14 protein-coding genes are annotated in these 11,739 nt (G+C 74.8%); 3 read left to right on the top strand and 11 right to left on the bottom strand.

Translation table 11 applies throughout. The annotated features are described in order from the left end of the window. A partial coding sequence (locus tag IEW07_RS20925; protein WP_229741630.1) for a hypothetical protein occupies positions 1–272 on the bottom strand: 272 nt, incomplete at its 3' end. Between the two features lie 231 nt (positions 273–503). On the opposite strand from IEW07_RS20925, the gene IEW07_RS07390 reads away from it, so the two are divergent. Next, the gene (locus IEW07_RS07390; RefSeq protein WP_188535771.1) at positions 504–848 is read left to right on the top strand and encodes a hypothetical protein; all 345 of its coding nucleotides are present in this window, start codon (positions 504–506) and stop codon (positions 846–848) included. A gap of 128 nt (positions 849–976) precedes the next feature. Here IEW07_RS07390 and IEW07_RS07385 read toward each other — a convergent pair whose 3' ends face one another. Both IEW07_RS07385 and IEW07_RS07380 read right to left on the bottom strand, forming a co-directional pair. After that, a complete protein-coding gene (locus IEW07_RS07385; RefSeq protein WP_188535769.1) occupies positions 977–2,215 on the bottom strand; it encodes an acyl-CoA dehydrogenase family protein in 1,239 nt (412 codons plus the stop codon). 29 nt (positions 2,216–2,244) lie between these two features. Further along, positions 2,245–4,380, bottom strand: coding sequence for a 3-hydroxyacyl-CoA dehydrogenase NAD-binding domain-containing protein (locus tag IEW07_RS07380; protein ID WP_188535767.1), 2,136 nt, complete (start codon positions 4,378–4,380; stop codon positions 2,245–2,247). A gap of 155 nt (positions 4,381–4,535) precedes the next feature. Here IEW07_RS07380 and IEW07_RS07375 point away from each other — a divergent pair, with 155 nt between their 5' ends. Continuing rightward, positions 4,536–5,081, top strand: a complete 546-nt coding sequence (locus IEW07_RS07375; RefSeq protein ID WP_188535765.1) for a GNAT family N-acetyltransferase — start codon at positions 4,536–4,538, stop codon at positions 5,079–5,081. 8 nt (positions 5,082–5,089) lie between these two features. Here the strand turns inward: IEW07_RS07375 and IEW07_RS07370 are convergent, their stop codons facing one another. From IEW07_RS07370 to IEW07_RS07345, 6 genes are read right to left on the bottom strand one after another with little or no spacing between them, the layout of a single operon-like run. Then, on the bottom strand, positions 5,090–5,785 hold the full coding sequence (locus IEW07_RS07370; RefSeq protein ID WP_188535763.1) for a TetR/AcrR family transcriptional regulator: 696 nt from the start codon (positions 5,783–5,785) through the stop codon (positions 5,090–5,092). Positions 5,786–5,808: 23 nt separating this feature from the next. Then, positions 5,809–6,663: an SMP-30/gluconolactonase/LRE family protein gene (locus IEW07_RS07365; RefSeq protein ID WP_188535804.1), complete on the bottom strand. Its 855-nt coding sequence runs from the start codon at positions 6,661–6,663 to the stop codon at positions 5,809–5,811. 16 nt (positions 6,664–6,679) lie between these two features. Next, a complete protein-coding gene (locus IEW07_RS07360; protein WP_188535761.1) occupies positions 6,680–7,117 on the bottom strand; it encodes an acyl-CoA thioesterase in 438 nt (145 codons plus the stop codon). Positions 7,118–7,167: 50 nt separating this feature from the next. After that, positions 7,168–8,001 (bottom strand): PhzF family phenazine biosynthesis protein, encoded by an 834-nt coding sequence (locus IEW07_RS07355; RefSeq protein WP_188535759.1) that lies wholly within the window; start codon positions 7,999–8,001, stop codon positions 7,168–7,170. Between the two features lie 3 nt (positions 8,002–8,004). Next, complete coding sequence (locus tag IEW07_RS07350; protein ID WP_188535757.1) at positions 8,005–8,202, bottom strand: hypothetical protein; 198 nt, start codon at positions 8,200–8,202, stop codon at positions 8,005–8,007. A gap of 58 nt (positions 8,203–8,260) precedes the next feature. Next, on the bottom strand, positions 8,261–8,944 hold the full coding sequence (locus tag IEW07_RS07345; RefSeq protein ID WP_188535755.1) for a DNA-3-methyladenine glycosylase I: 684 nt from the start codon (positions 8,942–8,944) through the stop codon (positions 8,261–8,263). A gap of 79 nt (positions 8,945–9,023) precedes the next feature. Here IEW07_RS07345 and IEW07_RS07340 point away from each other — a divergent pair, with 79 nt between their 5' ends. After that, the gene (locus IEW07_RS07340; protein ID WP_188535753.1) at positions 9,024–10,310 is read left to right on the top strand and encodes an MFS transporter; all 1,287 of its coding nucleotides are present in this window, start codon (positions 9,024–9,026) and stop codon (positions 10,308–10,310) included. Here the strand turns inward: IEW07_RS07340 and IEW07_RS07335 are convergent. Together IEW07_RS07335 and IEW07_RS07330 are read right to left on the bottom strand one after the other, a co-directional pair. Further along, complete coding sequence (locus IEW07_RS07335) at positions 10,239–11,438, bottom strand: sensor histidine kinase (RefSeq protein WP_188535751.1); 1,200 nt, start codon at positions 11,436–11,438, stop codon at positions 10,239–10,241. The genes IEW07_RS07340 and IEW07_RS07335 overlap by 72 nt on opposite strands. Positions 11,439–11,559: 121 nt before the next feature. Next, on the bottom strand, positions 11,560–11,712 hold the full coding sequence (locus IEW07_RS07330; RefSeq protein WP_188535749.1) for a hypothetical protein: 153 nt from the start codon (positions 11,710–11,712) through the stop codon (positions 11,560–11,562). Positions 11,713–11,739: the final 27 nt, after the last annotated feature.

Below are 11,739 nucleotides of genomic sequence, written 5' to 3'. Positions count from 1 at the left end.
ACATGGCACACTATTGAGTTCTCAAACAACAGACCGGCAACCGGCACCCACGCACCAGAAACCGTGTCAAAACTTTTCGTCACCAGGACCTCACGATCTCTCGTGACTGCTCTGAACAGCTCGCCCAGCGTAGCGGATCTGATCCCGTCCCACAAGCGGCTTCGCCCCGCACAGCGGTGCTCGTCCACGAGGTTCGAGGGGGTTCGTTCGCCGGATTCGGCGCTGCCGTCCGGGGCGATCTCTCGCGTCCCTTGCGGCGACTCGGAATACATTACACAGACTCTCGGGGGCCGTCAAAACCCCGGCCGCCCGGCCGCAGAAGCCCACGGGGGACCCCCGGACGCCCCCCCCTCGTGCGACCGCCGCACGGCGCACGGGACCTCTCCGCGCCGTGCGCACGCGGTGGGCGAACGGCCCCCGGCAGGCCTGGGGCGGGCCTGGGCACGGAGGCGACAGTGCGTAGGCTGATGGAACAAGGATCCCTCGACCCGAAAGGACAGCAGATGAGCACCTCACCGGAAGAGCTGCCGGAGACTCCCGACACCTACGAGGGCGCCGCGGAGGTCGATCCGGACAACTGGCGCGACGACCCGCTCATCGAGGGCGAGGAGACGGAGGAGAGCGAGGAGCCGCGCTCCGTCGATCTCGACCACCCGTACACCCCCTCCGAGCAGCAGCAGCGCAACGAGACGGAGGAGTACCGCTACCAGCAGGGCGAGGAGCAGATCCCGCCGGAGGAGCCGACCATCGGCGAGGCCCTGGCGGACCTCGACGTGCCGGAGGACCCTGCGTTCCCGGAGGAGATCGACCCCAGCAACGACCCCTTCCACGGCGGCGCCGATCTCTGAGCCCCCGTCGCCCCGGCCGCGCGCGGCCGTCGGCTCCCGTCACGACGACGGTCTCCACGACGCCCCGGCCCTCCGGCCGGGGCGTCGTCCGCTGTGCGGGGTCGGTGCAGGTGCGGGGTCGGTACGGGTCAGGCGAACGCGGAGATGCCGGTGATGCTGCGCCCGATGATGAGGGCCTGGATGGTCTCCGTGCCCTCGTAGGTGTGCAGGGCCTCGATGTCGGCGAAGTGGCGGGCCACCCGGTTCTCGATGAGGATGCCGTTGCCGCCCATGAGGTCCCGGGCGTTGGCGGCGATCGAGCGCGCGGCGCGCGTGCCGGTGTACTTCGCGAGCGAGGCCTGCTCGCCGGTCAGGACGCCGGCCTCCTCCCGCTCGGTCATCCGCGCGACGAGCAGCTGGATCTGGGTGAGTTCGCTGAGCATCCGGGCCAGCCGTTCCTGGACGATCTGCGAGGCGGCAAGGGGCCGGCCGAACTGCACCCGCTGCCTCGCGTACTGCAGCGCGGTCTCGTAGCAGGCCTGGGCGTGGCCCACGGCGCCCCAGGCCACGCTGATGCGGGTGGCGAAGAGGACCTCCGCGGTGTTCTTGAAGGAGCGCGCGGCGGGCAGGACGTTCTCCTCGGGCACGAAGACGTTCTCGAACCGGATGCGGGCCTGGTGGATGGCCCGCAGCGCGAGCTTGCCGCGGATCGTCGTGCCGGTGTAGCCCTCGCTCTCCTGGGGGACCACGAAGCCGCGGACCTGGCCGTCCTCGTCGGAGCGGGCCCAGACCACGGTGATCCCGCCCATGGAGCCGTTGCCGATCCACTTCTTCTCCCCGTTGATCAGCCACCCGCCGGCCACCGGCGTCGCGCGCGTCTCCAGGCTGACGGAGTCGGAGCCGTGGGTGGGCTCGGTCAGCGCGAACGCGCCGAGCAGCTCGCCGGTGGCCATCCGCGGCAGCCAGCGCCGGCGCTGCTCCTCGGAGCCGCAGAGCGCGATCGAGCGCATGGCCAGGCCGCCCTGGACGCCGGAGACGGTGGCGATGGAGCCGTCCCCGCGGGAGAGCTCCATGCTGACCAGCCCGGCGGCGGTCTTGGACATCGGCTCCCAGCCGTCCACGGACACCCCGTCGCGGAGCAGGTCGAGCTCCCCCAGGCGGCGGACGAGGTCCAGCGAGTACTCGGAGCGGTCCCAGTGCTCGCCGATCACGGGGAGCAGGTCGTCCTGGACGAAGGCGCGGGCGCGCATCCAGTAGGCGCGGTCGGCGTCGGAGACGGACTCGAACACGCCGGCGGCGTCGGTGCCGAGGGCCTCGTCGAGGACGTAGTCGGGCTCCACGGTGCCGGCGGGGAACAGGTTCTCGCCGGTCTCGGGGTTGGCGGTCATGGGATCCTCCGTGCGGTGGGGTGTGCGGTTCAGGCCTGGTGGAAGCGGTGGCCGAGCACGCGCTCGGCGGCGCCGACGCGGTCGAGGTACGGGGTGATCCCGCCGAGGTGGAACGGGTAGTTCGCGCCGAGGACCATGCACAGGTCCACGTCCTCGGGGCCGGCGACGACGCCCTCCTGCAGCAGCGCCCCGATCTCCTCGGCCAGCGCGTCCTGGATCCGGACGAGCAGCTCCTCGGAGGAGGCCGGCGCCTCCTCCCGGAGCCGCGGGTGCTCCGCCCGGGTGCGCTCCAGGAGCCGGGCCGCCTCCGGGTCGAGGTACGACCCGGCGTCCTGCCGCGGCTCGCCCGCGCCGGGCAGGACGTGGGTGAGCCCCGCCGCGACCACGGCGTCCATCCACGGGGACCGCGCGAAGCGCTCCGGGTAGGCACGGTGCATCGTCCCGCCCACGTGGTGCAACACGGCGGGGCCCACGAAGTCGAGCAGCCGCAGCGGTGTCATGGGCAGGCCCATCGGGTCCGGCGCGTGGTCGGCCACGGCCACGTCCGTGCCGGCGTCGACCGCCCGGACGACGACGTCGAACAGCCGCGTCAGGACCCGGTTCACCACGAAGCCGGGGGCGTCCTGCACGCGCACGGCCGTCCGGCGCAGCCTCGCGGCGAGGTCGAAGGCGGTGGCCAGGGCGACGTCGCCGGTCCGCTCCCCCGCGACGATCTCGAGGAGGGGGGTGACCTCCACGGGGTTGAACACGTGGAAGCCGACCACCCGCTCGGGGTGCGCCAGACCCTCGGCCATGGCGGTCACGGACAGGGAGCTCGTGTTGGTCGCGAGGATCGCGTCGGGGCGCACCACCTGCTCCCACTGTGCGAAGACCTTCTTCTTGACGTCCAGGTCCTCGAAGACGGCCTCGATCACGAAGTCCGCGTCGGCCAGGTCCTCCGGGCCGGCCGCGCCGCTGATCAGGGCGCCGAGCTGCTCCGCCTGCTCGGCCGTGAGCCGGCCCTTGGCGGCCTGGGCGGTGAACCGGTCCCGCGTGCGCTGCACGCCGGCGGCGAGGCGCTCGTCGTCGAGGTCGGTGAGGACCACGGGGATGCGGGCGCCGCTCGCGATGAGGGAGGCCAGCTGGCCGGCCATGAGCCCCGCGCCGATGACGGCGGCCTTGCGCAGGGGCCGGGGGTCGGCCGCGGGGACGTCGGCCGCCTTCCGGGACCGGGCGGAGACGAGCTCGAACGCGTACAGGGAGGCCTTGGCGACGTCCCCGACCACGAGCTCCGCGAACGCGCGGACCGCCCTCTCGGCGTTCTCGGCGCGGGACTCCGTGCGGGCGCCGGCCACCAGGTCGACGGCCACGAGGGGCGCGGGGGCCGCTCCGTGCCAGGTCTGCTCGGCGCGGGCGCGGGCCCGGTCCACGGCGTCGTGCCACTGCTGCTCGGTCACGGGTCCCGCCGTGCCGGGCCGGCGTCGGGGCTCCCCTGCGTCGAGGGCGGCGAGCCTGTCCGCGACCCACCGCTGCCACTGGGCGTCCCACTCCTCGCCGCCGGGCACGGCGTCGAGCACCACGTCCACGAGGCCGACCTCGAGGGCCTCCTGCGCCCTCGCGTGCCGGCCGCGCATCGAGTCGAACACGATCATCCGCAGCGCGGCCTCCGGGCCGATCAGGTGGGGCAGCAGGTGGACCCCGCCCCAGCCGGGGAAGAACCCGAGCCGGCACTCGGGCAGCCCCAGCGGACCGGTGCGGCGGTGGGCCACGCGGTGGTCGGTGTGCAGGGCGAGCTCGAGCCCGCCGCCCAGGGCCTGGCCGGTGACCAGGGAGAACGTGGGGACAGCGGCGTCGGCCAGCAGCCCGAAGGCCTCGTGCCCCAGACGGATGTAGTGCTCGGAGACGCCGCTGAGCTGGGCGTGGCGGATCTCCTTGAGGTTGGCGCCCGCCCCGAAGGACGTCGCGCTGCCCGTCACGACGATCGCCTCGACGGCCGACTGGTCGATCCCCGCGACGGCGTCCCTGAGCTGCCCGAGCGCCTCGGAGCCCCAGATGATCAGCCCGCCGGGCGGGGTCGAGTCGAGCCGCACGAGCGCGACGGGCCTCGTCCGCCCCGGGAGGACGGGGTGCTCGACGCGCACGGTGACGGTGGAGGGGAAGGACGGGGCGGGCGCGGTGGGGGCCATGGGCGGTCTCCTGCTCAGAAGTGTGATCGGCACCACTGTGGCTGATACTCAGTCTCACGTCAAGGGATTGAGTCTCATTGCGGGAGTGCTCCTGCGGGGCAGGCGCTGCGTGCCGGGCGTGCTCGGGGGTCCCCGCGCCGGATACGCTGACGGGGATGATCGACGTGCTGCCCCCCGAGACCGAGCGCCTCGCGTTCCGCCGCTTCGACGCCGCGGACGTGGAGCGGATGCACTCCTACCAGAGCCGTGAGGACTACGCGCAGTACGCGTGGCGCGGCCCGCGGACGCGGGAGGACTGCGAGCGCGCCGTCGCCGAGAACAGCGGCCTGCGCCCGTGGGGCCGGGACGGCGACCACGTCCGCTTCGCCGTCTGCGAGCACGGCTCGCGGGACCTCGTGGGCGAGATCGTCATGACCCTCGTGGACGCCGCGGCCACCCAGGTGGAGATCGGCTGGGTGGTCCACCCCGACCACACCGGCAAGGGCTACGCCTCGGAGGCCGCCCGTGCGGCGATCGAGTTCGCGTTCGCCGAGCTGGGGGCCCACCGGGTCCGCGCGAGCCTGGACGCCCTCAACGTCAGCTCCGCCAAGGTCTGCGAGCGCCTCGGCATGCGGCTCGAGGCCACCCTGCGCGAGAGCCACCACCAGCTGGGCGCGTGGCGCGACGAGCTGGTCTACGCGATCCTCGCCGACGAGCTCTGAGCCGCCCCTCAGGCCAGGGCCTCCCGCACGGAGGCCACGATCTCCTCGGTGCCCGCACCCGGGTCCAGGACGGTGACGACGACGGCGGGTCGCGGCGGGGCCGCCGCGGGCGCACCGGCCGGCGGCGCGGCGTCGTCGAACCCCGCGACGAGCGTGCGGGCGAGCCGCTCGGTCTGCGCCGCCAGCTCGGCGGACGGATCCGTCCCGGGGGCGCGCAGCCAGCCGCGCAGGTAGGCGTTGTGCACGGCGACGGCGGCGGCGGACAGCGCCGTGGCGAGCGTGTCGCGGGCCGGGGAGTCGGGGAGAGCGGTGCGGAGCCAGCGCCGGAAGACGCGCTCGTAGCGGTGGGACGTGATGAGCTCCCGGTCCCGCAGCTGCGGGACCTGCCGGAGCAGGGCGTGCCGGGCCAGGGTGCGCTCGCGGTGGTCCACGTGGTGGCGGAAGACCAGCAGCACGCCCTCCCGCAGCGCCACGGCGGGGTCGGCGCCGGGCCGGTCCAGCAGCCGCTCGAGCCGCTCCAGGTTCGCGGCGTGGTCCGCGAAGACGATGTCCTCCTTGGACCCGTACTTGCGGAAGAACGTCGCCCGGCTGATCCCGGCGGCCTGCGCCAGCTGGTCCACGGTCGTGGCGTCCCAGCCCCGCTCCGCCAGCAGGCGGATGGAGTCGGTGACGACGTCCGGCGACGTGCCGGGGGTCTCGGTCATGGTTCCTCCTCGCCCTCGGGCGCTCAGCCCTCGAACGGGAGGACGGGCAGGCCGGGCACGTCGACCCGGACGGCGAACAGGGACCCGGCGGCCGGGTCCTCGTCGGCGTCGAGGTTCTCCCGGGACGTCGTGACGTAGAGGGTCCGCAGGTCGTCGCCCCCCAGGCAGCACGCCGTGGTCTGGCGGGCACCGACCTCGACGACGGTGTCGAGCTCGCCGTCGGCCGTGTAGCGGTGCACCTGGCCGGCACCGTGCAGCGCGACCCACACCGCCCCCTCGGAGTCCACGGTGAGCCCGTCGGGGTGGACGTCGCCCTCCTCGAGCCGAGGGACCACGAAGGTGCGCCGGTTCACCAGCCCCCCGGCCTCGGTCCAGTCGAACACGTCGACCTTCCCGGTGGGGGTGTCGTTGTAGTAGGCGCGGGTGCCGTCCGGGGACCAGGCGATCCCGTTCGAGACGGTGACCCCCTCCAGGACGGCCTCCCACGTGAGGTCGGGGTGCACCCGGTAGAGCGTGGCCGCGCCCGCCGACTGGTCGTAGGCCATGGACCCCACCCAGAAGCAGCCGTCCGGGGCGGTGCCGCCCTCGTTCATGCGGATCCCCGGGTCCTCCCACAGCAGCTCGGCCGGGTGCACGGCGCCGTCCGGGTCCTCCAGGGCGATGCCCTTCTCCACGGCCAGGACCGCCCCGCCGGTGGCGCGGGGGCGCACGCAGGCCACGACGTCGTCGACGTGCCTGCGCAGCACCTGGCCGTCCTCGCCGAGGGACAGGACGTCCCCGGCGAGCATGTCGACCCAGCGCAGCCCGCCCCACGACGCGGACCAGCACGGCCCCTCGGCGTGGTGGGCGACGGAGTCGGTGATCCGCTCGGCACTCAGCCGTCGCACGGCCACCTCAGGCCTCCCGCTCCCGGATCCGGGGCAGCACGGTGGTGGGGATCCGGTCCCGGTCGTAGGTGATCTCGGTGAAGCCGTGGGGGGCGGGCACGCCGTCCTTGTCCAGGTTGACGAACACGATCTTGTCGATGCTGAGGATGAGGTCGCGGGTGATCATGTTCCGCACCTGCGCCCGCATGGTCAGGGAGGTGCGGCCGAAGTGCGTGGCCGTCAGCCCCATCTCGATGATGTCGCCCTGCTCGGCCGAGCTGACGAAGTTGATCTCCGACATGTACTTGGTCACCGCGCGCTGGTTGCCGAGCTGCACGATCGCGTAGATCGCGGCCTCCTCGTCGATCCAGCGGAGCAGGCTCCCGCCGAACAGGGTGCCGTTGGCGTTGAGGTCCTCGGGCTTGACCCACTTGCGGGTGCGGAAGGTGATGTCGTTGGGCTCCATGGCCCCACGATAGCGAGCCGGAGCCGCCGCGGGGCGGCCGACCCGCGCGCTCAGAGCTCGACGACGCCGCGCGCCACCGGGCGCACGTGCCCGCCGACCCAGACGACGTCCCCCTCGCGGCGCACCGCGACCCTGCCGGTGCGCCCGATCGCGGTGCCCTGGGCCGCGACGTAGGCGTCCGGGGCCCAGCCGTTGTCGGTGAGCCACCGCCCGAGGCCCGCGTTGAGGCTGCCGGTGACGGGGTCCTCCACGATCCAGTCGCCGACGAACGCCCGGACCTCCACGGCGCACTCCGCGCCGTCGGGGTGGGCGCCGACGACGCCGAGCTTGAGCCCGTCCATGGCCTGCCAGTCGGGGCGGATCCCCAGCACGGTCGCGGCGTCGGCCACGCGCGCCCCGATCCAGCCGGGGCCGTTGTCCAGCCAGGAGACGTCCAGCAGCGCGGCGGGTTCCAGGCGCAGGGAGCGGGCGACGCGCTCCACCAGGTGCGGCTCCGCGACCGGCTCGTAGCGCAGCAGGGGCGGGGCGGCGAACGCCAGCTGCTCGCCGCGGCGCCGCACCGTGACCAGGCCGGCGGCGCACTCCTGGACGACGTCCTCCCCTGCGGGCCGCCCGCCCAGGGCGAGCCACGCCGAGGCGGTGCCCAGCGTGGGGTGCCCGGCGAACGGCAGCTCCCCGCCGGGCGTGAAGATCCGCACCCGGTAGTCGGCGCCGGGGTCGGCGGGCTCGAGCAGGAAGGTGGTCTCGGAGAGGTTGGTCCAGCGCGCGAAGCGCGCCATCGTCTCCTCGTCGAGGCCGTCGGCGCCGTGCACGACGGCGAGCGGGTTGCCGCCCAGCGGCTCCGCCGAGAAGACGTCGACCCAGCTGATCTCGTGGCGGGTCACGGCTCAGAGCACCGGCCCGTGCGGCGCGCGGCGGGGCGAGGGCCGCGGCTCGGACCGGCGGCCCTGGCGCACGGGCGCCGCGCCGCGGGCCACGGCCCGGTCCCGGCGCAGCTTGCGCAGGACCATGCCGACCAGGGCGGAGCCGACGGTGCTCAGGACCAGGGGCAGCACGGCGCTGCGCTGCCTGCTGTTGTCGTACATGACCGGGCCTCCTGCCGGAAGGCGACGCGGGGCGTCGCCGGGGGTGGTGCTCGGCATCCTACGCACGGGGGCGGGGCTCCGGCCACACCCCGGAGCTGCCGCGGCGGTGGCTGCCCACCAGGTGGGTGTCGACGATGCCCACCGCCTCCATGAGCGCGTACATCGTGGTGGGCCCCACGAAGCGGAAGCCCCGGGCCCGCAGGGCCTTGGCCAGCGCCTCCGACTCCGGACTGCGGGTGGGGATCTCGGCGAGCGCGCGCGGGCTCGGCGTGCCGGCCGGGCGGTGGGACCACACGAGCTCCACGAGCCCGCCGTCCGCCCGCAGCGCCACAGTGGCACGGGCGTTGCCGACGGCGGCCTCGATCTTCCCGCGGTGGCGGACGATCCCGGGGTCGCCCAGCAGCCGCTCCACGTCCTGGGCGCCGAAGCCGGCGACGACGTCCGGGTCGAAGCCCGCGAAGGCCGCCCGGAACGCGGGGCGCTTGCGCAGGATCGTGGCCCAGGACAGCCCGGCCTGGAAGCCCTCGAGGCAGATCCGCTCGTAGAGGCCGCGCTCGTCGCGCACGGGCAGTCCCCACTCGGTGTCGTAGTAGACGCGCAGCAGGGGGTCCGACGCCGCCCAGGCGGGGCGGGCGAGCCCGTCCTCGTCGACGACGAGGCCGTGGTCGGGGCCGTGGTCGGGGCCGGGTCCGGGATCGGGGTCGGGGCTGAGGCTGGGGGCGTCGACGGGTGCGGGGTCCATGCCGAGCATGGAACCACACCGGCCCGGGCCCGTGCACGACGCCCCGCGGACGCAGCGCCCGTACCCCGGGGGGTATAGCATGGTCGTCATGCACACCTCGAACGGCGCGGTCGACCGCCGCCACCTGCAGCGGCGGGTCGTCCGCGTCCTGGCCCTCGGACAGGTCCTCGGGGGCCTGGGCGTGGGCGCCAGCCTGGCGCTGGGCGCCCTGCTCGTCACCGACGTCTCCGGCTCCTCGGCGTGGTCCGGCATGGCGGCCACCATGAACACCCTGGGCGCCGCCCTCCTGGCGGTCCCCCTGGCCCGGCTGGCGCAGGCCCGGGGCCGCCGGATCTCCCTGAGCACGGGCGCGCTGACCGCGATGGCCGGCGCGGCCGTCACGATCGGCGCGGCGGTCCTGGGCAGCTTCCCGCTGCTGCTCCTCGGGCTGGCCCTGCTCGGCGCCGGCTCCGCCCTGAACCTGCAGTCCCGCTTCGCCGCGACCGACCTGGCGCAGGACGACACCCGTGCCCGGGACCTGTCCCTCGTGGTCTGGTCCACCACGATCGGGGCGGTGCTGGGACCCAACCTGTTCGAGCCCGGCGAGGTGATCGGCCGGGCGCTGGGCCTGCCCGAGCTCACCGGCGGGTTCGTCATCGCCTTCGTGGCCCAGGCCGTGGGCGCCCTCGTCTACCTCACGGCGCTGCGGTCCGATCCCCTGCTCCTGGCCGTGGCCGACGGCGAGTCGGCGGGCCGTGGCAGGCCCTCGCCCGCCGGCGGCCTGGCCGTGCTGCGCGGGTCCTCGCGCGCCCGGCGCGCGGTGCTCACCGTGGCGCTCAGCCACGCCGTGATGGTCGCCCTGATGTCCATGACCCCGGTGCACCTGACCGACCACGGGGCGTCGCTGAGCATCGTGGGCCTGACCATCAGCCTGCACGTGGCCGGGATGTACGCGGTCGCGCCGGTCTTCGGGTGGCTCGCCGACCGGGCCGGGCGCCGGGCCACGATCCTCCTGGGCCAGGCGATGCTCGCGGCCTCCCTGGTGCTGTCCTGGCTCGGCTCGTCCTCCCACGCGCTGGTGACCGTGAGCCTGGTGCTGCTCGGGCTCGGCTGGTCGGCGTCCACCGTGGCCGGCTCGGCGCTCGTGGCCGAGGCCGTCGCCCCGCCCGAGCGGCCGAAGCTGCAGGGCGTCTCGGACCTGTTCATGAATCTCGCCGGGGCCATCGGCGGCGCGCTGGCGGGGCCCGTGCTGGCGCTGGTCGGCTTCGACGGGCTCAGCGCCGCGCTGCTGGTCCTCGTGGCGGTCGTGGTGCTCTCACACCGGGGCGGGGGCCAGGGGGATGCGCGCGCTGACGCGCCAGCCGCCGCCCGCGGGGCCGGCCGCTAGCTCCCCGCCCAGCAGCTGGACCCGCTCGCGCAGCCCGAGCAGGCCGAACCCGGAGGCCGGCAGGCCCGCGCCGGGCCCGGCGTCGTTGCTCACCTCGACCCGCACGTCCGCGTCGTCCACGCGCACGGCCAGGGCGCAGGACGTCGCGGCGGGCGCGTGCTTCATGACGTTGGTGGCCGCCTCCCGCAGCACGCGCTGGACGGTGGGGCGCACCCCCTCGGGGATCCGGCCGAGCTCGCCCTCCACGTGCGTGCTCACCGGCAGCCCGACCTCCCGCAGCCGGCGGGCCACCTCCTCGAGGTCCCGGCCCGTGTCGGCGGCCGCGGGCCCGCTCTCCTCCCCCGCCACGTCGGGGTCCCCGTCCGTGCGCATCACGTGCAGGAGCCGCCGCAGGTCCCGCAGGGCGCGGCGCGAGGAGTCGCCCACCACGCCGAGGGTCTCGCGCATCACCGCCGGGTCCGGCGAGTACGCCCCGGAGCGGGCCTGCATGGCGATCACGGTGAGGTCGTGGGCGATGATGTCGTGCAGCTCCCGGGCCAGCTCCAGGCGCTGGCGCTCCAGCGCCCGCTCCGTGCGCTCCCGCTCGGCGGCCAGCGCGGCGCGGTCCAGCGCACGCTGGGCGCTCAGCGAGCGCAGCACGAGCCCGGGCAGCGTGACCACGAGCGTGACGGGGACATAGCTCCACAGGAACTGCGGGCCCACCACGGAGACGTCCACGGCCCACGCGACCTGCCAGGCGAGGAACACGGCGAGCGCGGCGAGGAAGCCGGGGAGGGCCGCGGCGTAGGCCGTGAAGGCGAGCACGAGCGGCACCACGACCATGTAGCTGCCGGGGTTCTCCAGCGGGTAGACCAGTGCCAGCAGCACGGCCAGGGGCAGGACCGTCCAGGTGGGGCGCACGGCGAGGACCACCATGAGGAGCAGGTCCACGGCGAGCAGCAGCAGCTCGAACGGCCGGTCCCCGAAGCCCATCCCGCCGCTGGCGAGCACCGTGCGGACCGCGTCCAGGTCGTTGACCACGACGAAGAGCAGCAGCCCCGCACGGATCCACCGGTGCAGCGGGCGGGAGCGGGCGAAGCCGGGCGGGAACAGCGCGGCCGGGCGGCGGGTGCGTGCTGTCCGTGGCATGCCGTCCTTCCCGGCCGGGGCCCCGCGCCGACCGGTCCTCCGAGGATGGTAGCGGCGGCGGGCGGCCCGGGCCGGGCCACCCGCCGGGGCGGACGGGGTGCGGGTCAGGACCACCGCGGGATCAGCACCACCGCAGGAACAGGAAGCCGCACCACTTGCTGTGGTAGGAGTCCTGCCGGTCCTCGACCGGCGCGGCCGTGGCGACGGCGCTGCCGCCGAGGGTCAGGGCGGCGGCGAGGAGCAGGGACGTGAGGACGGCGGGACGCTGTCGCATGGGTGGGTCCTTCCGGCGGGGGGGGGG

The sequence above is a fragment of the Kocuria dechangensis genome, from assembly GCF_014636775.1.
In the GTDB taxonomy this organism is placed as follows: domain Bacteria; phylum Actinomycetota; class Actinomycetes; order Actinomycetales; family Micrococcaceae; genus Kocuria; species Kocuria dechangensis.
Note: the sequence above shows the minus strand (reverse complement) of the source record. Positions and strands in the feature narration are given on the sequence as shown.